Source organism: Paenibacillus antarcticus (assembly GCF_001637225.1).
Lineage (GTDB): Bacteria > Bacillota > Bacilli > Paenibacillales > Paenibacillaceae > Paenibacillus_AQ > Paenibacillus_AQ antarcticus.
The window spans coordinates 38853-64517 of sequence record NZ_LVJI01000007.1 but is presented as its reverse complement, the minus strand read 5'-3'; the positions used below and the strand labels follow the sequence as shown (position 1 = coordinate 64517).

17 protein-coding genes are annotated in these 25665 nt (G+C 39.2%); 16 read left to right on the top strand and 1 reads right to left on the bottom strand.

All coding sequences use genetic code 11. The annotated features are described in order from the left end of the window. Window positions 1-31: 31 nt before the first annotated feature. From PBAT_RS06040 to PBAT_RS06015, 6 genes are all read left to right on the top strand, one after another. Entirely contained in the window at window positions 32-739 is a 708-nt protein-coding gene (locus tag PBAT_RS06040; protein ID WP_068647567.1) for a thermonuclease family protein, read from the top strand. Window positions 740-900: 161 nt separating this feature from the next. Then, window positions 901-3462, top strand: coding sequence for a DUF2339 domain-containing protein (locus PBAT_RS06035; RefSeq protein ID WP_068647565.1), 2562 nt, complete (start codon window positions 901-903; stop codon window positions 3460-3462). After that, window positions 3425-4714, top strand: a complete 1290-nt coding sequence (locus PBAT_RS06030) for a DUF3999 family protein (RefSeq protein WP_068647563.1) — start codon at window positions 3425-3427, stop codon at window positions 4712-4714. Before PBAT_RS06035 ends, PBAT_RS06030 begins: the two co-directional genes overlap by 38 nt. Before the next feature lie 288 nt (window positions 4715-5002). Then, window positions 5003-6358, top strand: coding sequence for a sodium-dependent transporter (locus PBAT_RS06025; RefSeq protein WP_068647561.1), 1356 nt, complete (start codon window positions 5003-5005; stop codon window positions 6356-6358). Window positions 6359-6566: 208 nt separating this feature from the next. Further along, window positions 6567-8006 (top strand): FAD-dependent oxidoreductase, encoded by a 1440-nt coding sequence (locus PBAT_RS06020; RefSeq protein WP_068648069.1) that lies wholly within the window; start codon window positions 6567-6569, stop codon window positions 8004-8006. 121 nt (window positions 8007-8127) lie between these two features. Continuing rightward, on the top strand, window positions 8128-9243 hold the full coding sequence (locus PBAT_RS06015) for an MBL fold metallo-hydrolase (RefSeq protein ID WP_068648067.1): 1116 nt from the start codon (window positions 8128-8130) through the stop codon (window positions 9241-9243). 72 nt (window positions 9244-9315) lie between these two features. Here the strand turns inward: PBAT_RS06015 and PBAT_RS06010 are convergent, their stop codons facing one another. Next, a complete protein-coding gene (locus tag PBAT_RS06010; RefSeq protein ID WP_420848735.1) occupies window positions 9316-10188 on the bottom strand; it encodes a TRM11 family SAM-dependent methyltransferase in 873 nt (290 codons plus the stop codon). A gap of 229 nt (window positions 10189-10417) precedes the next feature. Here PBAT_RS06010 and PBAT_RS06005 point away from each other — a divergent pair, with 229 nt between their 5' ends. The 10 genes from PBAT_RS06005 (at window position 10418) to PBAT_RS05960 (ending at window position 25592) form a co-directional block, all read left to right on the top strand. Further along, the gene (locus PBAT_RS06005; RefSeq protein WP_169810085.1) at window positions 10418-10759 is read left to right on the top strand and encodes a hypothetical protein; all 342 of its coding nucleotides are present in this window, start codon (window positions 10418-10420) and stop codon (window positions 10757-10759) included. Between the two features lie 367 nt (window positions 10760-11126). Further along, complete coding sequence (locus PBAT_RS06000; protein ID WP_169810084.1) at window positions 11127-12449, top strand: DUF4832 domain-containing protein; 1323 nt, start codon at window positions 11127-11129, stop codon at window positions 12447-12449. Between the two features lie 30 nt (window positions 12450-12479). Beyond that, window positions 12480-14552 carry a choice-of-anchor Q domain-containing protein gene (locus PBAT_RS05995; protein WP_068647553.1) on the top strand — a complete coding sequence of 691 codons (2073 nt, stop codon included), beginning with the start codon at window positions 12480-12482 and terminating at the stop codon, window positions 14550-14552. 200 nt (window positions 14553-14752) lie between these two features. After that, window positions 14753-16936: an NAD-dependent epimerase/dehydratase family protein gene (locus PBAT_RS05990; protein ID WP_068647551.1), complete on the top strand. Its 2184-nt coding sequence runs from the start codon at window positions 14753-14755 to the stop codon at window positions 16934-16936. Next, a complete protein-coding gene (locus PBAT_RS05985; protein WP_068647549.1) occupies window positions 16929-17822 on the top strand; it encodes a hypothetical protein in 894 nt (297 codons plus the stop codon). The genes PBAT_RS05990 and PBAT_RS05985 overlap by 8 nt, the downstream gene beginning before the upstream one ends. A 1-nt stretch (window position 17823) precedes the next feature. Then, window positions 17824-19656 (top strand): DUF2194 domain-containing protein, encoded by a 1833-nt coding sequence (locus PBAT_RS05980; RefSeq protein ID WP_068647547.1) that lies wholly within the window; start codon window positions 17824-17826, stop codon window positions 19654-19656. A gap of 5 nt (window positions 19657-19661) precedes the next feature. Then, window positions 19662-21101 carry a GT4 family glycosyltransferase PelF gene (gene pelF, locus PBAT_RS05975; RefSeq protein WP_068647545.1) on the top strand — a complete coding sequence of 480 codons (1440 nt, stop codon included), beginning with the start codon at window positions 19662-19664 and terminating at the stop codon, window positions 21099-21101. After that, window positions 21077-24178 carry an exopolysaccharide Pel transporter PelG gene (pelG, locus tag PBAT_RS24635; RefSeq protein ID WP_084402855.1) on the top strand — a complete coding sequence of 1034 codons (3102 nt, stop codon included), beginning with the start codon at window positions 21077-21079 and terminating at the stop codon, window positions 24176-24178. Before pelF ends, pelG begins: the two co-directional genes overlap by 25 nt. Window positions 24179-24180: 2 nt before the next feature. Continuing rightward, window positions 24181-24891, top strand: coding sequence for a polyphosphate polymerase domain-containing protein (locus tag PBAT_RS05965; protein WP_068647543.1), 711 nt, complete (start codon window positions 24181-24183; stop codon window positions 24889-24891). Window positions 24892-24911: 20 nt separating this feature from the next. After that, window positions 24912-25592, top strand: a complete 681-nt coding sequence (locus tag PBAT_RS05960) for a DUF4956 domain-containing protein (RefSeq protein WP_068647541.1) — start codon at window positions 24912-24914, stop codon at window positions 25590-25592. The last annotated feature ends 73 nt before the right edge of the window (window positions 25593-25665 follow it).

Genomic DNA, 25665 nt, shown 5'->3' with positions numbered 1-25665 from the left:
AGTATTATTGATGAATAAGTGAGGAATTACGATGAAAATCTATCTGTATATCGTCTTACTGGTCTCCCTCTTTATTTCAGGGTGTTCTGATCCGGGGAATGTTGTAGTACAAGATAAGGATGCATTTGTTACCCAATTGGTCAAAGACTACCCTGAGTTGAAAGATAAAGAGTATGAGATCACCACCGTTAAGCGCATCGTAGATGGGGATACGTTCGTAACGGCTTCCGATCAGAAGGTGCGATTGGTTGGCGTAAATACGCCTGAGGTATTTGGTGAAGTGCAATATTATGGTCAGGAAGCTAGTAATTTCAGCAAGGAGCGGCTCAAGGGACAGACCGTTTATCTATTTAAAGATGTAAGCGAAACAGATAAGTATGATCGATTGTTACGTTTGGTCTTTATTAAGGATGATCCAATCATGTTTAACGAAATGTTGATTGCTAAGGGTTATGCAAATACGATGTCCTTACCTCCTGACGTATTATTCACAAATAAGTTTTCACTGCTCAAGCGTGAAGCGCAGTCCAAACAAGTAGGATTATGGGCCAAAGATACGAATAAGGCTACGGCGATTCAATCTTGTAGCAATCCCAAGATCAAAGGTAATATTAATTCTCGGAATGAAAAAATATATCATGTTCCCGGTGGGGAAAGTTACAATGATACCAAGGCAGAGATGATGTTCTGTAGTGATCAGGAAGCCGTTGCTTCCGGATTTAGAAAGGCTACGCGTTAAGTCGTCGTTATAAGTTAAAGAAGGTGCTATCTTTCCGCAGTGTTCTGCAGAGGAGATAGCACCTTCTTTTATATCCTTAGCTACTTACTAAATAATTAATATTTGTGGATAATATATAGTAAAATGTAAAGATTACCAGTAATGCGCATGGGAGGGAACTTATGAAGGAGTTTAAAGATCGTCTATTTCACATTCAAAATAGCCAGAACCAATTGTCTAAAGAGGTGCAGACCTTAATTCATGAATATGAGTCGTACGATGTCATCCATGAGAATGAGATTCTTCAGGAGCAACATAAAGAGCAGAAGATTCGTTTAACAACGTTACAGAAGAAAGTATCGCTTCTAGAAGAAGAGAACATGAAATTAAGGACTTCGTTAACAGAGCAGATTATGAACGAGAAATTGAATATTATCAACGTATCACGGGAGAAATTGAATACATATTTCGCAAGTCGTAGCGACGGACAGACGAATCAACTGAGAGCTTTCGAGCTTCAGACCAAATCGGCGGTTCAACGTCTCTTCGAGCGGTCATCCAACTATTTGAAGGAAGAGAAGGAGGAGATGGCGCTTAAGCTTGCAGAAATCTCTGATGAGTTAAATCAGAAGATCATGATTCATCGTGAGCGAATAGTAGAAGATGAGAGAAGACTTCATCAACAAGTAACGAGTGGGTTAGATCGATTGGCAACGGAAGAAGTAACGGAAGAAGTGATGCAGAAGAGAATCAAGCAGAATCAGTTTGAAATGAAAGTTGGCTTGAACTGGTTGAATAAGGTTGCGATGTTGCTCATTATTTTAGCCGTAGGTGTTAGCTTTAAATATATGTATACGGGTTGGTTCAACGGATACATGAAAGGGAGTGCCTTTTTCCTGCTAGGCATAATAATGCTTGTAGGTGGAGAATGGTTGTTCCGTAAGCAAAAGCAGACTTTTGCCTTAGGGTTATTAGGTGGCGGGATTTCGATATTGTATGGTTCGATCTTTTACAGTTATTTTTTACTCGACATTATAGATATTTATGTGGGTTTAACCTTATCTGTTCTAGTGTCATTAACGGCAGTGTTGTTGTCGCTAAGGTATCATTCACGGAGTATCATTTCGCTGGGTCTTGTAGGAGGATATCTTCCGCTATTCTCATACATGGGTGCGTTTGGACTTGAAGGGAATGCGGTATATGTGGCGATGGGTTATTTGTTCCTCCTGAACGCATCGATTCTACTTGTCTCATTTCGTAAGCGGTGGGTCATTGTAAATTACATCAGCTTCTTATTTAATGTTCCATCTATGATAGCTTTAGTGTCGTTATCCAATAGTAATTATATCAGTATGGTGTATGTAGCGATTACCTTTATGCTGTACCTTGGCATGACGTTGGGCTATCCATTTAAGTATAAGTCTAAGTTATCATGGTGGGATTTCACGTTGCTCGCTTTGAATACTTTCACTAGCTGTGTAACGCTGTATGTCTTGTTTCATGTATCACAATTGGAGGATTTCCAAGGACTATTGGCATTAGTGTTCTGTCTTGTATATATCAGGCTCGGCAGATTCCTGGAGAAGTTCATGCATCAAGAAAGGCAGACAACGCTGTTATTCTATGCCACTTCGCTTACATTTGCAATCCTGATGATTCCATTCCAATTCGGTGCAGCGTGGGTATCAATTGGATGGCTAGCGGAAGGGGTTCTCTTAACGATCTATGGAAGTCTCAATCGGTTTAAGTCTCTAGAGAAAGCAGGTTGGGGCATTCTAACGTTATGTTTAGGGGCATTCCTATGGGGAGACATGTTAACTAATTTATTTTTATTGTTCCACAATGATCCATACTATACTTTGAAATATAGCTTTGTCACTGGAGGCATGTTACTCGTTACATTGTATTATGCGGTTCAGCAACGCAAGCGGGTAGCAGGACTATTTAGTCGCCCTTATGAAGCTCAATTGGTTAAGGTCTTTAAATACGTATCGTTACTGAATGTGTGGTTCTATTTCATGTACGAGTTGAGAGATGTATATGATACTTGGGTACCCAATGATTTTAGCCATTTTGATTTCTACAGTTCTCTGCTCATGGCTAGTATAACCATTGGTCTAGCATACGGGCTTTCCAAAGTGAAAGTACTGTATGATCGCGTGGTGAAGTACTACGTTATGTTCCTATATGGGGTTGGATATCTATTATGTATCATGGTTACATTAACGGCGCCAGCGCTACAGTCCGATTATACGTACAATACAGCAACTGAATATATTGCATTAGGGATACTAGTTGGATTTAATGTATTGGTATTCTTCAGTATTCGTGAAGTATTGATTGCAGTTATACGCCAGCAGTATAAGAGTATCGAGATATATCCGGTAGCTTTAGGAGTATATTTACTTGGAATACTAACTTCTTTCCTAGTTGTTCAATTCCAACTGGAAGAGATAGGTCTGATCTTCAGTCTGCTGTATTTACTACTGGCTATCGTCTATATTGCGTTCGGATTCCGGTATCGGTACGTGTACATTAGACGTTTTGGATTAGGTCTAACGCTTGCTGCCACTGGGAAATTAATATTGTATGATCTAAGTCTATTGTCAACTGGAAGTACAATTATTGCTTATTTCACATTCGGAATTGTATTACTTGGCATTTCCTATGGTTATCAGAAAGTATCAAGCAGATTGGGGGAGACCCATGCGAACGAAGGTGTCGAAGCGGATTCAAAGAGTTAGTGTAATTCTCGCGGTAATGCTATTACTGCTTGCACTCGTAAGCAGGGACGTCATCGTTGTAGCAGAGAAAGAACAGGAGCAGGAATGGCGCTTCTGGAAAGGAATTGAAATACAGAGTAGCGTTCGCTATCATTCCTTATTTCTTGATGAAGAAGTGTATGCTGGTGCGAGTGAAGACTTACGTGATCTGCGAATTGTGAATCAGAAAGGGCAGTATGTTCCTTACTATATGGATAGCGGTTACGAACAGGCAAAGGAAAATTCGAAGTCTTATTCCTCTTCGCTCATTCGTACAGCTACGAAGGATGGTAATACCTTATTGGATTATAAGGTCACGCGAGTGGCCGACAATGTGGATATTCAGGGTAATCTTCTATCCGTAGAGTTACCGGAAGAATCTTTTCTGAAACATATTAAAGTCTATGGGAGTTATGACGGTTCCCAGTGGGAGTTCGTAGATCAAAGTGATTTGTACCGAACAGATCAGATGGTGAAGGATCGTATAGACCTAGGTTCAGAGTACAAATATGAATATTATCGCTTGAGCGTTCTCAACAATAAAGAGAAACTAGCTTTCCCGAGCATGCAATTGATTCATAATACACAAGAGCGCGAGTGGCTGGTTCACACGAAGAGGGGGAAGCCTTCCTTTGAAGTGAAGCAGAAAGATAAGTTTACACAAATCATCCTTAATAATGAGAACCGTCTTCAAATTACTGAATTACAGTTATTTTCGGAAAGAACTAATTATAATAGATCCTTTGAAGTATATGATGATCAGGGGGTAAGGATTGAGACCGTTGGGGCACAGGAAATATACCAATTGGATTTCAAGGACGTGCAGATCAAGAACCATATGATTACAGCAGTTGAGCCGATCAGAAGTCCCTTTATCACCATAGAAATAAATAATCGCGATGATCTGCCGTTAGACATTGCGGGATTCGGTATAGCCTATGCCGTGGATAGACTGGTGTTCGAGGATACAGCTGAGGGACCATACAAGTTACTTTACGGAAACACCTTAAGTACCAAGCCTGAATATGATATTGTGAATTTCAAGAGTCATATTGAACAAGAAGATGTTGCGCTTGGAAAGCTAAATATACAGGTGAAGTCCTCAGTTGCCACACCTACAAAAGAAGATCCTGTATGGTGGTTACAACAAAAAGTATGGTTTAACGGGATTGTTATACTAGTATCGATCCTTCTGGTTGGTTTATTGGTTAAGAAGATGAAACCTAAGCCGTAAGGTGGAAAATTGCATGTACAAGTAAAGAAGTTGACCCTTATATGAGGTCAGCTTCTTTTTAGTGTTTCCTTCTAAACAATGAATGAGAAAGGAGTTAAGAAGCCATTTTTCGCTTATTTGTAATCCTTTGTGGGTATATATTATAGGAACCCATCCATTTTAGAATAAAATAACACATAAATGTAAAAAATAATGAGATATTTGACGTATACGTATAGCGCCGTTTTTTAGTATAATACGTGCATTCACCTAGTATTAGGCTAAAGGACATCATGGGGAGGACACATCATGGACAATTTTAATAAACATCAAGAAAATCTATCTTCGGGTAAGGGCGAGAGGTTCTCTTCTTCGGGATTTATATTTGCAGCGATCGGAAGTGCTGTGGGGTTAGGGAACATGTGGAAATTCCCTTACATTACAGGACAATATGGCGGAGCAGCATTTTTTCTATTATTTGTTGCGTGCTTAGTAGTTGTAGGTTTGCCTGTCCTCCTAGCAGAGCTTGCTATTGGCCGCGGGGGGCGAGGAAGTGCATCGTCTTCTTTCGTTAAACTAAGCGGAAAGAAAATATGGGGCAGATTAGGTATGATTTCGGTAATCGCACCGTTTGTCATCCTGTCGTTCTACGCGATTGTTGCTGGATGGACGCTTCATTATGCGGTGAAAGCATTTAGTGGCAAGCTCGTCGCAGATACAGATTTCACAGTCATGTTCAATGGATTCATGGGTAGCTACACCCCAATACTTTGGCAAGCTGTCGTGTTAGTGCTTATAGGCGCAATCGTGGTAAAGGGGATTTCTGGTGGGATAGAGAAGTTCAATAAGATTCTTATCCCAGGGATGTTTATCCTGCTCGTCATATTGATGGTCCGAGCATTGACATTGCCAGGGGCAGGGGCGGGAGTATCGTTCTTTCTAAACCCTGATTTCTCGAAGTTAACACCAGAGTCGACACTTGTAGCCTTAGGTCATGCATTCTTTTCCCTATCTCTGGGTATGGGTACCATGATTACATATGGTTCTTATGTTGAGAAGCGACAGTCGCTGGGAACGGCAACACTGGCCATTGGAACAGGAGACCTTCTCTACGCTCTTATTGCAGGATTGATTATTTTTCCGACTACCTTTTCCTTTGGAATTAATCCTGGACAAGGTCCCGGACTCGTATTTATCGCATTACCTGCTGCATTCTCGGCCATGCCTTTCGGTTCTTTCTTTGGAGGGTTGTTCTTCATCTTACTAGCGATAGCAGCGTTAACTTCAGCGGTATCATTGTTAGAGGTACCGGTGAAATACGCAATGGAACGCTTTGAGTGGAGTAGAACTCGGTCAGTATGGATCATTATTATCGGGTGTTTCATAGTAGGGGTACCGGCATCCTTGTCATTAGGAGTGTCACCGGGATTAAAGTTAGGTGGGATGGCATTCTTCGATTGGATTGACTTTATGGCTTCTAATGTATTGTTACCACTGGGGGGACTCATTGTAACGATATTTGCAGGATACTTCTATAAAGGTGTTGCAGATGAAGCGGGCTTGAACGCGTTATGGTTCCGTATATGGTTGTTCTTGCTGCGATTTGTAGCGCCGATCCTTGTCGTATTCGTATTCTTACATTCAGCGGGGATTATCAAATTCTAATGCTATATCCACTCATGGTAGTCACCCCTAAATCCTTTGTTAAGGATTTAGGGGTTTTTGTTATTGAGGTTAAATGAAACGTATTGTTCTCAGAATATAGGTGATTTACCTATCAATAAAGAGGAAGGGTGGTGTTAGGTAGCGAAGTGTATATAATGTCGAATTTACCTATTACATAAGAGAGAGTGGTCAGCAAACAATGAATTTCATGAAACAATGTGCTCGTTACATCATTGGCGTTATGGTTGTTGTACTTTTGGTTCAACTGGTTGCCCCATCTACGATGGGGAATACCGTATTAGCTAAAGCATCATGTGGTACGGGTTGCAGTAGCTATGATGTCGTCGTGATCGGAAGTGAGATTCAGGGGTCATTACTAGCCAAAGAAGCACGTCGTCTAGGATTAGATGTCATTATCTTAGATCCCCGCAGTAAACCGGGTGGGCAGTTCATGCAAGGCCAAATGCATGTATTAGATGAACCTAATGATAAGAAGCGTAGAAGTCTCGTACAAGGAGATATCAAGAAGTTATATGATGGATATAAGGCAGGTTCCATTCGCAAAGAAGCAGCTTTTGACCGATATTATCAAAGCGTCATCAAGGATATCCCGATGCGAAGTGGGATCGTAATTGAATCCGTAAATGAAGTTCCCTTGAAACAAGACAAATTTCTTAAATCGATAACCTATCGTGCCAAAGATGGTGTGAAGTATACGGTTGAAGCACAATATTTTGTAGAGAATACAGATTTCAATGCATTGACCAGTAAGCTCAATGTTACACGGATTCCAGGTATGGAAAGTATTTATAAAGGAACTAAGCCGGATTATATGGCAGCTACACTTGTTCTGAAATTCAAAAATGTAAATTGGAATAAGCTTCATCAAGTGGTATTGAACGATTATCCTTTGACCAATGTGGAGAAGAAGTATGGACAGAACACGTATGTCGATTGGGATTATGCTACAGGTTTTAGCAATATTACTTATAAATATAAGCCGATTGATCCTCAATTGATGTTGAGAGGCATTAACTCTACGTACCAAAAAGATGGACAAGTTATAATGAATGCCTTATTAATATTCGATGTTGATCCTGCCAACCCTAAATCGATTGAATCGGCCATGAAGAAGGCTAAGGCTGAGGCTCCAGAGGTGCTGAAATTTTTGCGTAAGGACATTCCTGGTTACGCTAATGCACAATTAAATGGATTCCCTGAATACCTGTATATTCGAGATTACAATCGATTTGAGACCGAGTATATCTTAGATTATCCAGACTTAATGTCTAACAAGATGTTCTGGGACAACGTAAGTATTGCTAGTTATGCAACGGATCTCCAAGGGACTACTAAGATGCGCAAAGGGCTAAGCTTTGGGAAACCTGACCGTTATGGTATTCCTCTACGATCCTTTGAATTAAAGTCCTATGAGAATGTACTTGTGGTAGGGAGTAATCTCGGAGCGACAATCAAAGCGTATGGTAGCGCACGCATTATGCCTAATACAGCATTAGCAGGACAGACAATAGGTATTATTCTAGGTAAAGAGCTGAAGAATAAGAGGCTAAGAGAGCTTACAAAATCTGATTTTGTTCGCATTCACAAGTATCTGCAAAAGGATTATCGAATTAAGCTTCAAAGCTAATGTAGAGTGCTATGCTCGATACTACAGGCGTCCATATGAAATGGGCGCCTTTGTTGTGATTACTGACTTTCAAAGATGAACATAATAATGTATATACTAAAATGTAGAGGCGGTGAGAGTGGTGACTGTTATAATTATTGCTTGTATCGTTCTTGTGATTATCCTATTTGTCTACTTACTAATGATGTTGTACCCACCCTTTGGCGGGAAGACATCTTATGAGAAATTAGCGAAACAGATTCATAGATCGAACTACTTCAAGGGAAGGTTCTTTAACACGCTCCCCACGTCGGTAAGTAATGGCTTGGGAGTAACCGTCTCGATGATGGTTAAGTTTATAAAAGGTAACCCGCAAGGAAATCCAAAGGAACCATTACCTGTAGAGTTGGTGGATCCCCTTTTTCTAAAAGAAAATCAGCAGGACTATGTCATATGGTTTGGACATTCTGCATTATTAGTAGTCATCAACGGAATAAAGCTACTCATCGATCCAATGCTAGGGAAATCAACTTCACCCTTCCCGTTTCTAGGGGGTAAACGTTACGGTAGGTTACCCATTGAAATCGAAAATTTACCAACGATAGATGCCATTATATTATCTCATGATCATTATGATCATCTGGATTATGGTTCTATGTTGAAATTGAAAGAGAAGGTGAAACATTTCTTTGTTCCACTTGGTGTGGGAGCACATTTAGAGAGATGGGGAATCAGCCAAGAGAGAATTACAGAGCTGGATTGGTGGGAAGAGGTTATATTTCAGGGACTTACACTGGTGTGTACACCTGCAAGACATTTCTCAGGGAGAAAGTTCGTAGATAAAGAAGCCACGCTGTGGGGTTCATGGGTCATAAGTAGTGAGCAGACGAGGTTGTTTTTCAGTGGTGATAGTGGGTATAGCCCTCATTTCAAGGAAATAGGTCAGAAATATGGATCTTTCGATATGACGCTTATGGAATGTGGTCAATATGATGAGCGATGGGCTGGCATTCATATGTATCCTGAACAGACGGTTCAGGCACAGCTAGATGTAAAAGGGAAGCTGATGATCCCAATCCATTGGGGTACATTTACCTTGGCATTTCACGACTGGACCGATCCAGTAGAGCGTGCATTAAAGGCTGCGAAGGAACATGATGTACAGATATCTACGCCTAGAATAGGGGAGATTGTATGGATTAGATCATCTAACTATCCTGTTTCAACATGGTGGAGAGAACTACATAGAATGAACTAAAGATGAACCTCCTATTCATGATTCTCTTTAGAAATGATTGAATTTGGGAGCGTAAACTTTAGTTCAATCTATTTAGTTACACACAATAACCTGTCTGGTAAATGATCTCTTCTTGGCCACACAACGATCAATAATAGTGAATCCAGCTTCTTGAATCATGTCATCGATGGTTTCGATGGTGATAATAACCACTTTGCTTGCGAAACGGCGTGTATGTTTAAGAAGCGAGAGTTGTTCTTCTGGTGTTGTGGAAGAGAATAGATTATAAGGCATATCAATAATAGCTACATCGTACATCTCAGTGACGTCAGCAATATCCCCATAAGTTACTTCACCAACGTATCCGAAGTGGGCAATATTTGCACGTGCGCCTTGGACAATTTGTGGGTTGTAGTCTCGGCCCACGATATCAATGCCCATGGAGAGTGCTTCCACCAACACGGTTCCAATGCCACAACAAGGATCGATCGCTTTTACACCTAGTGGATTCGGGACGGCAATATTAGCGGCAGCTCTTGCCAGACGTGTACCTAATGCAATCGAATAGTTGCGGGGTTTCTTCATATGAAGGAACCATACCGCTTCATTTAGACGATACTTCCCGAAATACCAGCGTCCACCTAACGTCACGATGCCAAATACATGATCGGGGTTGTGTACGTCTGCTTCACCCTCGATGTGCATACCTAAGTCACGTTCGATGATTCGGCGATCGCCGTAGGATATTTTGTCCTCTGAAGATAGATCATTAATCTTGACGAATATGACTTTGAATGTAGAATCATGGAGAACAATATCTTCCACTTGTTTCAGAATATCATTCATGGTGTCGCCTTCGTACATGATCTCAATCCGTTCTTTCACAAAGGGACTTCGACTAGGATCGACAGAAATGTCGCTCTTGATGATAAGAGATTCTGTTTCAACTCCAAATAGAGAGCGCATCTCCAAGCTGCATAAGGAACTTTCATCATCACTATATGCAAAAGTGTATATAAATTGGCTAGTATTATTCAATAATTTCCCATCCTTTATAACGTCTAATAGATCTTCCTCATAAACCATATCCGTAAAAGTCTAGAAAAGCAAAAAAAACACGAATTAGGTGGATGTGGCGTGGTAAGATAGTTGAAAAGAATCTGTGGGATGACTCCCACATCAATAGATGATCAGAATGGAGAACAAAGATATGAGTCAAATGGATGCAACAAGAGCAGCGCAGTTACTAGAGAAATGGATTTCTGTATATGACATGGACGATGCGAAGGCTTGGGAGAAGGATGAATTTCCTTTTATTAAGGAAACCTCGAAAGCAATGAAGCTTTCGATTCAAGTGTTACGAGGTAAATCGGCAGCTAAAGGATCTCAACTCCATGAAGCAGCGGCACAATTATTAGAATACGTAGATGAATATGGTATGGATAGCCCGTCAGAATGGGAAGCGGAGAATATTCCTTTTGTAAAAGAGGTTCTAGAAGCAGTTACCTTTACCGTTGCTGTGCTCAAGAAGAAATAATGGTGAATTGCGAATAATATCTAATACTGCTAAAGTCGAGAGTCAATTTGAAAAGTAGATATATATAGTAGTAGTTCTGCTAAAGTGTAAAGAACGAGCTCTTCCCGTCTAGGGGAGGGCTTGTCTTCGTTTATAGATTATTCCAGAAATATTTACCATTATATTGATACGTAGTAAACTGTGTATCAGTGGCGATATGAAGGGAGATATTTATTCTCTGCTTCCTATCGTCATCTATATTCGTAAATAGTTATAAGAGACTGTAAAATTATGAGGAAGAAGTGATATTATCAAAAGTTGGATTAGAAACAGTACTTTTGTTGTAATAAGTGGGTGTCTCATCACTTTTGGTATAATGTGGTTTAGATTGGATACAAAAAAAGTAACCTTTAATCCGATACAAACCGACAATGTATTAAACAATCCCTTTATGGGATTTGTAGCGGATGCACGTTATATTCCTGATACGGAGCAACCCGTATATCGCTTGGCTCATGCTAATATAACTTGGAAGGATTTAGAGCCTGAGCAAGGGGAATATGCCTTTGAACAAGTAGAGAAGGACAATCATTTTGAAGAATGGGATGCACGTGACGTGAAGCTCGTCATTCGTGTAATGTTAGATAGACCTTCAGAGATTCCACATATGGATATTCCAAAGTGGGTATATGAAGCAACCAATCAACAAGGAACTGAATATGATATAGAGTGGGGCAAGGGGTTTAGTCCGGATTATCTCAATCCTACATTGATTACATTGCATCAAGAGTTAATTAAGAAGTTAGCAGATCGATATAATGATGATTCAAGAATTGCTTATGTAGAATTGGGGAGTCTGGGTCATTGGGGAGAATGGCATACTATAAATGATGACATGGTAACGATACCCTTTCCGAAAATAAATATAGCTGACCAATATGTGCAACACTATATTAATGTATTCACCAATAAACATTTGATGATGCGTAGACCTTATCCGCTTGCTAAGCAATCAAACATGGGACTCTTTAATGATGCCTTTGGCAACAAGGAGTCAACCGTCGATGAATTTGATCAGTGGGTTAACAAGGGATATACGTTCTGGCTAACAGATGAACCGATGCCTGCTATGCCTAATTATTGGGCTAATGCTCCAGCAGGGGGAGAATTCTCGTCCGCAGAGACGCCTGAATTCTACTTCAAGGATGAGCATATTGAAGAGACATTAAATCAGATTAAGCTAACTCATCCGAGTTGGCTTGGACCCTATGCGCTAAATGATGTGCCAATGGATGGGGAGATCCAGCGGAATGTTGATAGATTTATGAGAACGATAGGCTATCGATTCTCTCTCCTATCAGAGACACATCAAGAACGGGTTAAACCGGGACGTAAGCTTCATGTTGATATGGATTGGGCAAATACAGGTGTTGCTCCTTTCTATGAAACGTGGCCACTTGAACTTTCATTGGTTGATGAAGATGGAAATTTGGTAACGCAGCAATTGACGAAGGAAGATATCCGTACATGGCAGCCGGGTAACAAGAAAACAAGACAGACGTTGCTAGTCCCCAAGGATTTGGTGGCGGGCAATTATACACTATGCGTAGCTATACTTGATCCAGATACTCAGTTGCCTGGTATAGAGTTCGCCATGGATGGAAAAAGATCGGATGGAAGATATACACTTGGAACTATGGTTGTGGAATAAGTTTCGAAAAATGAGAGGAAGTGAAAGATCATGATGAAGACAAGCAGAAGGAACAATGTTGTCAGTTTTAAGTTTCATCATTTATTTTTTGCGTTAGCTATCATGTTTAGCTATTCCTTTCTGAATATGAACAATTCAAACGTCGTCTATGCTGCAGACACAGGTACTTATTATGTATCTACAGCAGGAGATGATAACAATCCAGGGACCTTAACTTCACCGTGGAGAACGATTCAGAAAGCGGCCAATACAGTCTTACCTGGGAATACCGTTTATGTGCGTGGTGGGACCTATTTAGAGTACGTATCTATCAAAGTTTCGGGTACGCAGGCAGGCGGGTATATTACCTTTCAGAACTATTTGGATGAAATACCAGTGATTGATGGTAATGGGAAAGATGTAACGGGTACTAATCAAGCATTACTGGATTTATCGAATGTGAACTATGTTAAAGTGAAAGGTTTTGAAATACGAAATCTAATCACAACCAACCAATCACTAGATCCAGCAGGGATAAGAGTGAGGAATGGTGGAAGCTACATTCAACTGTTAAATAACAATGTTCATCATATTGAGAATAGAGCAACGAAGGGTAACGCGCACGGGATTCATGTGCTAGGTAACAGCATCCAAGCGATGACTCAGATTGATATCCAGGATAACGAAGTTCACCATCTCATCACCGGAAGTAGTGAATCAGTAACGCTGAGTGGCAATATCGATGGATTCACGATCATGCGTAATCAAGTATATGAGAATAATAATATTGGTATAGATGTTGCTGGATTCTATAAAGCATGCTCAAGTCCATGTGTGGATCAGACCCGTAATGGTGTTATCAGTGGGAACACGGTACATCATATCGATACATCTAAGAACCCAGCGTATGGAATGGGATCACATATTGCAGCGGGAATTTATGCTGATGGAGCTGCGAATGTTCTGATTGAGAGAAACCATCTGTATAGTAACGATTTCGGGATATCATTAGCGAGTGAAGAGCAGGGCAGATCTACAAGTGATATTAGGGTACAGAATAATTATATCCATCACAATTATGGTGCAGGGCTAATTATAGGTGGTTCTGGCTCTGGGAACGGTGGTGCCTCAAACAATAAGATATTGAATAATACGTTTGTGGAGAATGATAGCTTGAAGCAAGGCTATGGGGAGATAACTCTGCAGTGGAATAATGTGAATAATCAGATTATGAATAATATTATGTATAGCAACTCACAAAAAGTATTACTCAATAAAGTAGGTACTAATGGTTCAGGCAATATATTCGATTATAATCTGATGTACACTATAGATGGTGCGAGTGGGGCCAAATGGAATTGGAATCGTACGACGTATAGTACTTGGGCTACGTATACCAAAGCAACCGGAAATGATAGTCACTCTATTTTTGGAGACCCCCTGTTTATAGATAAATCTCAAAACAATATACAAGTGAAGTCGGGATCAAGTGCAATTGATAAAGGGTCTTCTCTAAACGTTGGAGAAGGCGTCTATGATTATAATGGATTAGCAAGAATACAGGGGAAATCCGTAGATATAGGAGCAGTAGAGCATGTACCATCACCGGGGGATGACAATCCTCAGCCTCCTGAAATTACGCCCTTGGATAATGCTTATTGGAGTGGAGTAGCTATTCTTAGCTCCGGAACCAGTAATGCCCGGATATTGAAAGCAACAAAGGATAGTTTGAATCTGAATGTTTATGTTGAAGGAAGTAATTTAACTAAGAAGGGCCAAATTTATATAAATACAGATAATAAAACAAACACGGGATTCGTAGCATCTTATTGGAAAACTAGCGGAGCAGATTATTTGCTAGAGAATGGTGTTCTGTATCGTTACATTGGAACTGGCGGATCTAATTGGAAGTGGACACAAGTGGCGAGTTATAAAGGTGCCACCAATTATATTACTACGAACACTTTAGTTAAGGTGTTAATTCCGCTAGCTGACTTAGGTATTAAACAATCCAATCCAATCAAGATTGGATTTGTATGGAACGACTCAAACAGCAACAAGCTACCAGCGACTGGTGATTTGTCAATCGTAAAGGATACTGTTTTGTTGAAAAAGGTAAAATAATGAATTAATGTTGTGGTGCCTAAAATTTATAAAGTAGGTGTTAATGCATGTAAATATGCCATTAACATCTATTTTTTTAATTTTTTTATAAAAAAATAGTTCTTTTGTACTTGTTTTTGACAGTATTTCGGTAGTAAACATTAACTTTACATGATATTATAAGTTGTCGTATAAACCAAATTTTGACATGAGGTGAGACTGTGAAAGTATTAGTAACGGGCGGATACGGATTTATTGGATCTCATGTTGCGGAGAGGTTTAATAAGGAAGGTTATGAAGTATTCATCATAGATAATTTAGCAACGGGTAACATACATAACGTGAATTTTAAACATAAAGGGTATCATCTATCTGTTGAAGATCGGAAATGTGAAGAGATTTTTCGTTCTAATCGATTCGATGTTGTGGTGCATTTAGCTGCTCAGGTAGATGTCATGACATCCATTGAGAATCCAAGACAGGATGTGAAATCAAATGTTCTTGGGTTAGTTAATATGTTAACGCTAGCGAATAAATATACTGTGAAGAAGTTTGTTTTTGCATCATCAGCAGCTGTGTATGGCATGAATGAGGAACTACCTTTGAGCGAATCAGAGCCATGTAATCCTATATCTCCTTATGGAATCAGTAAGTGGGTAGGAGAGTCCTATTGTCTTAAGTGGGAGCAGCTTTATGATTTAAAAACACTTTGTTTCCGCTTTTCTAACGTATATGGCCCACGCCAAGGTAGTGCAGGAGAAGGTGGAGTAATCTCCATTTTCATGGAACGTACTCTGAAGGAGCAAGACTTATTTGTATACGGTAATGGTGAGCAGTCACGAGATTTTGTATACGTGGAGGATGTGGCGGATGCGATATACAGAGCATCTTTTTCGCAGTTATCAGGCGTGTATAACTTATCTACCAATACAGAGAATACAGTAAATTCCGTAATTGGTACGCTTAAAAAATTACATGGCGTTAATGAAGTTGTATATAAAGATGCACGTATCGGTGATATCGAACGTTCAACATTAGATAACACGAGAATTAAGAGAGACCTTGATTGGTCGCCTATCTACAGCTTAGAAGAAGGATTAAGTCGAACATACACATGGTTTAAGCAGAATCATGCCATTACTCACACAACATCCACTAAAGACACGTCTCCTTCAGTCATGAAACTACTAGTGAATAACATCAAACCGTATGTAGAAAATGCGATTGCATTCGGTCTGACAGCATGGCTTACCTTAGCACAATTGGGTACTTCATTTGGGTTCATGGATATCAAAATTTTCTACATCATGATAATTGGTATTATTTATGGCAAGAGGCAGTCTATAACGGCATCAGCACTATCGATCATATTACTTGTTTATGAGAAGTTAATAGATGGTCGTGAACTTATTTCCTTATTGTATGATATGGATTTCTTCTTCCAAGTCGCTATGTATCTATTTATTGGTTTAGTTGTTGGTTACGCTATTGAAAGAAAGAATAGATTAATAGAATCCCAAGTCAGCCACATGGAAGATATTGAGGAGAAATATGAGTTCCTAAACAGTGTATATACCGAAGTTCGAGAGGTGAAAGAAGAGTTACAGCAAAGAATTCAGAACAGTGAAGATAGCTTTGGGAAGATTTATTCGATTACAAAGGAATTGGATAGTCTGGTTCCAGAAGAGATCGTGACTTCAACGGTAAGTGTAGTGGAATCTATTATGCGCACGAATGATGTATCCATATATTCTGTTAACAAGGATGGAAGCTACTTGAGACTTGTGGCACATTCTTTAGGGCACGAAATGGAGAATCATAAATCGATCAAGGTCGATGATTACGATTATATTAATCAGATCTTTTTGGATGGAAAGATACACATTAATAAGGATCTAGTAGAGGGCGTACCATTGATGTCTGCTCCTATCCACAATAATGGTGAGACGGTCGCAATTATCGCAATAGATGGCATACAGTTTGAGAAATTCTCATTATATTATCAAAACTTGTTCAAAATCACAGTAGATTTAGTCTCTTCGGCCCTTTCAAGAGCGTTCTCATATATTGAAGCAACAGAAGGTCAACGTTACATTGAAGGGACATCTATACTAAACAAGGATGCATTCGAAGTTATTCTTGAGAATAAGAAACTTGCCAAGGCTAAACATAATATTAATTATTTGTTGGTGTCTTGTACGCTTGCTGGTGCTTCAGTACAGGAAATCTCTCAAAAGGTGACACGTTTATTACGGGAAACGGATTATATAGGTATAGGCGCTAATGGAGAAACCTTAATTGTATTATCTAATTCTGGCGTTGTGGAAGCTTCCCTAGTCCTGAAGAGATTTGCTGAACAGGGTATCTTGTTACATGTGCTAGAAGAGGAAGTTGCTCATGGTTAGTCTTATTTTTATTATCTATATCCTATTGTCCGGCGCCATTATCAAAATTATATATCGTGATTCGCTACGTGACTGGTCCTTGAAATGGTTAATCGTTACTGCCTTACCCGTTATTGGCTGGCTTTTCCCCGTATTTTGGCCTAAGCGATGGTTTCAGTCAAAGAGTGAAGGGCTAGGTGCGGAGCTGTTTGAAGATGCGGAAGAACCACTTATGCAGATGAATGGAATATACAACATGGTTGAAGTTGAAAAGGAACTCAATGTTATTCCTATTGAAGAAGCATTAATTGTAAATGAGTACGCCGCGCGACGAACAGTGATGATCAATGTCTTGAAGCAAGACTCCATGAACTATATGGATATATTGCAAAAGGCAGTGAGTAATGAGGATACGGAAACGTCACATTATGCCGTAAGTGCCATTATGGAAATGAAACGTAAACTGACATTATCCCTCGAAGAGTTATCTTTGAAATACGAATCTAATAAAGATGATGCTCATATTTTGCGGACATATTCGGATGTACTAAGTAACTATATGAAGAGTGGTTTTTTGGATGAGCGGACATTAAGAAAATATAAGTTCACTTACATCCTAGTGCTTGATCAGTTGATCACCATCTTACCCGAAGATGATTCTGCTTATATAGAAAAGGTAGATACTGAACTGGAAGTTGGAGCTTTATTGGATGCAGAGAAGACTGCGCTGCTTTATTTGAATAGACGCCCTCACAGTGAAGAGGCTTATCTCTGCTTGCTAAAAGTGTATTTCTATATGAAATCATATAGTCGATTGCAAGAAATATTAAACTCACTCAAAAGCTCACCCATTAGTCTATCTAATAGGGCATTAACGCTGGTGAGGTTCTGGTCGGAAGGAGCATAAAATGAAGAAGGGTTTTAAATTAAATAGGAATATCTATGTGATGTTGGCAGCCATCGCTGTATTAGCCATGGTCATGCAAATCTCTCGCTCTCAGTATATTTTGCAGTTTAGTAGAAATACAAATCTTGCAGAAGATCGCCAAGTATTTCCAAGTAACTTTGGACAAGCTGAAGCGATAGATATAGATGGACCTACGAGTTGTGTCGTATATAACTCGGATGAAGAGGCTAGTGTTAAGATGAAGAATAACGCTACCCGAATATTACAATACATGAAGAAGAAGAACATTAGTATAAATACGAATGTGGATCAGCTTAATCTTGAACCTTGTGCGATGACGATTATTACGAACCAAGAACTGGATCCCATAGACAATATTAACTCTTTGTCGGAATATGTGAATAACGGTGGATATGTCATGTTTACGAGTTCGTTAGAGAGAGATCATGCATTTAACCAAATCTATCGGAAGTTAGGTATAGTTTCTGTTTCGGACGCCTTTCTATCCCAAGGAATTAAGCTGACATCGAATGTACTTATTGGAGAGAGTGACCTTATTATAGAGGATATCTTTGTAGCTAATACAACGAATAGTATAGAGATTGATCATGATTCGGAACTGCTAGCTACAAACCTTGATGGTATACCTTTGATGTGGAGAAGAGCTTATGGACAAGGGGCTTTTATGGTCTTTAACGGTACGATGTTAACGGAGAAAATTAATAGAGGAATCCTTGCGGGAGGAATCTCTTTACTAGAGCCCAATTTCATTTACCCTATATTTAACTCCAAACAACTATTTATAGACGATTTTCCATCACCCATTCGGAAAGGAAAAACAGCTTCTATCTACGATGAGTATCACAAAGATATCCCACAGTTTTATCGTGATATATGGTGGCCGGATATGTTGAAGGCAGCCAAAAATGCAGGATTAAAATATACAGCGATGGTTATTCAATCTTATAACGATCAAGTTGATCCACCGTTTAATGCGCCCGTTGATGAGGACCCGTATAACTTAATATCGTATGGTCGGGAGATTATTAAGAGCGGTGGCGAGATTGGCATTCACGGGTATAACCATCAATCGTTACAAATGGACGATGAAGTGGCAGATAACTACGGATATAAAGTGTGGCCAAGTACGAAAGAAATGTCTCAGTCGATTGCCGAAGTCTTGAAATATACGAACAATTCTTTTCCGAATTATAAAATTATGAGCTATGTACCCCCTTCAAATATGATGAGTCCCGAAGGACGCGATGCCTTGAAAGAGGCTTGGCCTGATCTAACCGTCATTTCTTCCTTGTATGAAGAGGATTCAACAAATATGTCCTATGTTCAAGAATATGAGGTGGCAGAGGATGGAATTATTGAGATGCCTCGGGTGACATCTGGATATGTGGATACGCCATTTGAACGTTGGGCAGAGGCTAATACCATTACTTCCCTTGGGATCTACTCACACTTTGTCCATCCTGATGATGTGCTAGATGAACTCAGGGGTAAGCAATTGTCTTGGAAAGAGCTATCGAAGGCCTTCTCTTCCAAATTTGAACGTTTAAATAAAACGTACCCTTGGCTACGTGCTATGACAGCCACAGAGGGAGCTATCGATCTGGAGAAAGTTCTGAACTCTAAAGTGAAGTGGACATATGATGTTGATTCCATAAGCGGAGAAATCACTTATTTTCAGGATGATAACTATTTCGTTCTACGTACGGAGAGAAGCATCGCCAAGTTACAGAAATGTACGTCAAGTAAAATTGATGAGAATACCTATTTAATTAGAGCTACGGAAGCAAAATTCCAGATCGGATTGGGTGGTTAACAACGATGAGAATTTGTATGATAGCCGAAGGTTCATATCCTTATGTCACAGGTGGCGTGTCAAGTTGGATCCACAGTTTGATCACGAAAATGCCAGAACATGAATTCATTATTTATGCTATAGGAGCTCAAAGTAAGCAAAAAGGGAAATTTAAATACAAATTGCCTAACAATGTGGTTGAGATTAAAGAAGTGTTCCTAGATGCTTACATCGATGAGCCTGAAGATTGGGGAAATCGTTTTCGACTGACATCACAACAAGAAGAAGATTTAAGGTCCTTGTTAGGTGGAGAAGGAACAGTGAACTGGAGTAACATCTTCGATTTATTACGTACGGAGAAGTTTCAGAATGCTGCGAACTTTCTATCGAGTAAAGATTATTTTGATATTTTAGAAGATTTATCTCGAACCAAATACGCTAGAGTCCCTTTTACTGAAATGTTCTGGACGGTTCGTTCGATGATCTTGCCGCTCTTTATGACGATTCGTAGTGATATTCCTAAAGCTGATTTGTATCATAGCGTGTCTACAGGTTATGCAGGAGTAGTCGGAGCACTAGCTAAGCATCTACATGGAAGTCCACTTATCTTAACGGAACATGGGATTTACTCTCGGGAACGAGAAGAAGAAATTATTAAAGCAGATTGGGTTAAAGGCTACTTTAAAGATCTATGGATCGAATACTTCTATACGTTATCTGGATGTATTTACAATGCTGCTGATCAGATTGTTACATTATTTAATCGTAATAAGGAAATTCAAATAGAGTTAGGTTGTGATCCTGCTAAGATCGACATTATTCCTAACGGAGTCAATGTAAGTGATTATCTTGATCTTCCTCAGGCACCTGATCAAGATGTCATTCGTATAGGCGCACTCGTTCGTATTGTTCCTATTAAAGATATCAAGACGTTGTTGCATAGCTTTGCACTTGTGAAGCGTGAAATTCTGAATGCAGAACTGATAATTATGGGACCGGTCGAAGAGGACCCAGAATATTATCAGGAGTGTTTGCAAATGGCGGAGTCATTGGAACTACAGGATGTTATATTCACAGGTCAGGTTGCGGTGAAGGACTATTTAGGAAAGATGGATATCTTGGTATTAAGCAGCATAAGCGAAGGGCAACCGTTGGCTATTTTAGAAGGAATGGCATGCAGTATACCTTGTGTCACAACGAATGTGGGCAGTTGTAAGGAACTTTTAAATGGTGTGAATGATGGTATTGGACCCGCTGGATTGGTAACGCCGGTTATGAATTATGAACCTATGGCACAAAGTATTATCAAACTATGTAAATCTCCTAGTCTCCGTGATGAGATGGGGCGTAACGGGTTAGAGCGTGTCTCACGTTATTATAAACATCAAGATTTCATTACTAATTATCAAAGGTTATATGCAGAATTAGGGGAGGGACAACAATGGCCGGAATCGGCTTTGAACTAAGAAAATTATTCCGTGAACAAGGGCTAATAAACAATGTTAAGGCGTATACTTTTTCTGCCTTAACGACAATAGGTCCTATGGTACTATGCATGTTTTTAATTATTGCACTACAAAGATTGATGGCCATTAATAACGGTAACTACTTAGATTGGGAGCTGTATATCGCTACAGTACAATATTGCTTTATATTCTCAATCTTGATTACAAGTGGCATCACGTTGGTATTAACAAGGTTTTTATCCGATATGATCTTCGAGAAAAAGTATGATCATATATTGGCGTCTTATTATGGAGCACTTATGATCTGCTTACCATTGGGGGCATTGACGGTATGGTTATTTGTTCCTCATGTATCTGCTAGCATAAGCTATAAGTTTGTTACTTATTTGTTCTTCATGGAACTGATTGTCATCTGGGTTCAAGCTGTGTATTTATCCGCGCTCAAGGATTATACGCGTATTGTGCGAAGTTTCGCGATAGGTGTAGTCATTTCCTTGATATCCGGATGGATACTATTGAGATATACAGAGTTAAATGCGACAACAGCAGCTATATTAGCTATTGATATAGGATTTTTCATCATAGCTATTATGTCATCCTATCATTTTGAACAAGTATTCGCAGCAAGAAGAAGCCATCTTTATTTTAGATTTCTATCTTATTTCAAGAAATTCCCGTCGTTATTTTTTATTGGTACATTTTTTTATGCCGGTATTTATATTCATAGTTTTGTTTATTGGTTTATTTCAAGAGACACATTGGTGGCAGATGCGTATTGGGTGTCTCCTTTTTATGATTTACCAGTATTTTATGCATTTATCTCTGTCATTCCAACATTAGTGACATTTGTTGTATCTGTTGAGACATCATTCTATGAGCGCTTTCGAATGTACTATAAGCAAGTTACTGAAGGTGGTACTTTTCAAGAAATGGAACGAGCCAAAAAAGATATGCAAAAGACACTAATGCAAGAGTTTAGCTTTTTAATGGAAGTACAGTTGTTATTCACAATTGTATCGATTGCAATTGGAATGAAGGCACTTCCTATGATTGGATTTACAATGGCCCAGACAGATGCATTTAACCTTCTTGTAGTAGGTTATTTTATGTTCATCATGATGTTTGTTGTCTTACACTTGTTATTGTACTTCGATGACCGAAAGGGTGTACTTATTATTAGTACCTCTTTCGTGGTGCTGAATGCGGTATTAACGTATTGGACGATGAAAGGTGAGAATGATGGACTGGGTATGTTTATCGCTTCTTTTATCGCAGTCATTGCTGCAATCACAAGATTAATGTATGTCTTACGCAATATAGATTACTATACATTCTGTCAACAGCCGATCAGTGGATTCTCCAAAAAGAATCGTTCGAGAAAAAATTGGGGTAAGCCTGTCTCGGTTGTTTCTATAATCATGACCATAATGATGTTAACGGCATGTGCAGCACCTGTTGAAGACGTAAGTTCAGTAGGGAAAACCTCTGAGCAAGTTACTACGTCTAAATCGGTGGAGCATTTAATCGAGGATAAGCGGATTTATGATAAAGATGAAGATAGTTCATTAAAGAACTTATATGTTACTGTATTGCCTGAGAAAGTAAGCGATGAGAAACAGCTGAATTGGTATGGATTGAACAGAGATACGGAACGAAATACAGATGCGGATTTGAAGGCTATTGTGCAAGAAGGTGCTAGTGATGGCAAAGGGCCCGGACAAGGATTGTTTGGTTATGGACAAAGTGAACCAAATGCCAAAATCAGCCTTCGTGGAAACACTGCGCGATATACTTCACAGAAATCCTACAGAATTCGTTTGTCTGATGAATCAGGATTATGGAACAATCAACAGACCATTAATTTGAATAAGCATTCGATTGATCTGTCTCGAATTAGGAATAAACTTAGCTTCGACTTATTTGAACAAATACCTAATTTTACGAGTCTACGAACACAGTTTGTTCATTTATATGTGAAGGATCAATCAGAAGGCGCAAACAATAGCCAATATGAGGATTACGGATTGTATACGCAGATTGAACAACCGAATAAAATGTTCTTAAAGTCACATTGGCTAGATCCGTATGGACAATTATACAAAGTAGCCTTTTTTGAATTTGGACGGTATCCAGATGAGATTAAATCACAATCAGATCCAACATACGATAAGAACAAATTCGAGACCATTCTTGAGATTAAAGGTCGTGAGGATCACGATAAACTTATAGCGATGTTGGATGATGTGAATAACATGTCAATTCCAATCGAAGAAGTTATTGAAAAACACTTTGATCTTGATAATTATTTGACCTGGATGGCGGTTAACATTCTGACAGATAACATGGATACAGATGCCAATAACTTTTACTTGTATTCGCCACTTAATTCAGATAAGTGGTACTTCCTCCCTTGGGATTATGATGGCGGTTGGGAATCACAGCGTAATCTTGGAGATATAAGTGATTACCAAAGCGGACTTAGCAATTATTGGGGAAGTTCACTGCACAATCGCTATTTCCGGAGTAAAGAACATATTAATCAGCTCAAAGCTAAGCTAGAGGAAATGTCAAAATTCATTAATAAAGATACGGTAGTGAAGCAGCTAGAAGCCTATCAAGAACAAGTAGAGCCGTTCTTGAAACGTTCACCGGACTTGAAGTATTTACCGGGGAAAATATCGGATATTTCAGATGAATATAAGAATATATCAGAAGTTCCAGAGAAGAGTATGCAAAGGTTCCTCGAAGATCTAGAGAAACCGAAACCCTTCTTCCTCGATGACGTTGATGTTGAACCAGGTGTACAAATTTTTTCTTGGGGACTTTCGTATGATTTCCAAGGAGATGATCTTGTTTATGATTTATCCATTGCATTAGATCCAGGATTTAATCAAGTTGTACAAGAGGTGAAAGATATCAAGTCAACAACGTTGACAGTCAAGAATCTTAAAAATAACACGTATTATTGGAAGGTCATTGTTCGCGATAGTGCTGGGCATGAGCAAATCGCTTTTGAGACTTTCTTTGATGAGAATGGCGATTATTATTACGGTGTAAAGAAATTTGAGGTGAATTAATCTTGCCTTTTCAAGGAAGAAAGTTTCGTAATGAGTACAAATATTATTTGCATTTACATGAATATATTGCTCTTCGACATCAGATGTCTCAATTGTTGAAGATGGATGATTATTCTATCGATGGTGAGGGATATGGTATCCGGAGTCTTTATTTTGATGGGGCTCAGGACCATTCCTTATACGATAAGAACAACGGGGTTTTCAAACGAGATAAATATCGCATTCGTATTTACAACGGAAGTGATGGCAGAATCACGTTAGAACGCAAAAGTAAATATGGTGATTTTGTATGTAAAGATGGAGCTACCTTGACGCGTGAGGAGTACGATTCCATTCTATCTGGAGAATCAGATTTTCTACAAAGTAAAGATAGTCCTCTATTGAAAGAGTTCCATACAGCATTGATCCATCGTGCCTTTCGCCCAGTTGTAATCGTCGATTATACGAGAGAAGCGTACGTATATGAGTTCGGAAATGTAAGAATTACGTTTGACAAAAGGTTGTCTGCAGGCATTGGCACGTATGATCTATTCGATGACAATCTTGTGTTAGAGGAGGTTCTTATGGATCCTGTTACCATTATGGAAGTGAAATATGACTCCTTCTTGCCAGAATTCATAAGAAGCGTTGTTCAACCAGCGGGATTCGTTCGATCTGCAATTTCCAAGTATGTCATCTGTCGAGAATTAAATAATAAGCATTTTAAAGAATAGGTTGTTTAGGGGGAATAATAGTGGCAGAGAATTTTAATTTTCAAGATATTGTTAAAAAAAGTGTACTCAATCTTGAAGCTTTCCGTAATATTTCATACATTGATGTCTTTGTAGGATTATTATCAGCATTCGCGATTGGAATGTTTATTTATTGGATTTATAGAAAATCATTTCGTGGTGTAGTATACAGTTACAACTATAATGTATCCTTCGTTCTTATGACGATGATCACGGCACTTATCATTATGACGATTAGTACTAATATTGTACTCTCACTAGGGATGGTTGGAGCACTCAGTATCGTGCGGTTCAGAACCGCTGTTAAAGACCCTTTAGATATTGTATATATGTTCTGGGCTATTGCAGCAGGAATTGCATCAGGCGCGAAGTTGTATCCCATTGCGTTATTGGGTTCATTATTGATTGGGTTAACATTAATGTGGTTATCTCGTCGCAAAATAAAAGACCAACCTTATTTGTTAATTATTCGACATTCTTCTATTGCGGCTGATGAAGTAAGACAACAGTTAAGAAAGTTAGATTATCGTTTGAAATCCAAGACCGTGAGAAAAGAATTTACGGAAATAACCGTTGAGATTCGATTACGTGACGATAATACAGCGTTTGTTCATGATATAAGCGATATTACGGGTGTACAAGATGCTTCTCTTATTAATTACACAGGCGATTATGCACAGTAAGTAAGTTGTTTTACGAATGCAAAACCAGCCGATCTCTATTGAGATCGGCTGGTTTTTATTGTTCATATGACTA

Excerpts from the sequence above, each read along its gene's own strand:
- PBAT_RS06040 (WP_068647567.1), top strand. The coding sequence starts at position 32 with ATGAAAATCTATCTGTATATCGTCTTACTGGTCTCCCTCTTTATTTCA.
- PBAT_RS06035 (WP_068647565.1), top strand. The coding sequence starts at position 901 with ATGAAGGAGTTTAAAGATCGTCTATTTCACATTCAAAATAGCCAGAAC.
- PBAT_RS06030 (WP_068647563.1), top strand. The coding sequence starts at position 3,425 with ATGCGAACGAAGGTGTCGAAGCGGATTCAAAGAGTTAGTGTAATTCTC.
- PBAT_RS06025 (WP_068647561.1), top strand. The coding sequence starts at position 5,003 with ATGGACAATTTTAATAAACATCAAGAAAATCTATCTTCGGGTAAGGGC.
- PBAT_RS06020 (WP_068648069.1), top strand. The coding sequence starts at position 6,567 with ATGAAACAATGTGCTCGTTACATCATTGGCGTTATGGTTGTTGTACTT.
- PBAT_RS06010 (WP_420848735.1), bottom strand. The coding sequence starts at position 10,188 with ATGCGCTCTCTATTTGGAGTTGAAACAGAATCTCTTATCATCAAGAGC.
- PBAT_RS06005 (WP_169810085.1), top strand. The coding sequence starts at position 10,418 with ATGGAGAACAAAGATATGAGTCAAATGGATGCAACAAGAGCAGCGCAG.
- PBAT_RS05995 (WP_068647553.1), top strand. The coding sequence starts at position 12,480 with ATGATGAAGACAAGCAGAAGGAACAATGTTGTCAGTTTTAAGTTTCAT.
- PBAT_RS05985 (WP_068647549.1), top strand. The coding sequence starts at position 16,929 with ATGGTTAGTCTTATTTTTATTATCTATATCCTATTGTCCGGCGCCATT.
- PBAT_RS05980 (WP_068647547.1), top strand. The coding sequence starts at position 17,824 with ATGAAGAAGGGTTTTAAATTAAATAGGAATATCTATGTGATGTTGGCA.
- pelF (WP_068647545.1), top strand. The coding sequence starts at position 19,662 with ATGAGAATTTGTATGATAGCCGAAGGTTCATATCCTTATGTCACAGGT.
- pelG (WP_084402855.1), top strand. The coding sequence starts at position 21,077 with ATGGCCGGAATCGGCTTTGAACTAAGAAAATTATTCCGTGAACAAGGG.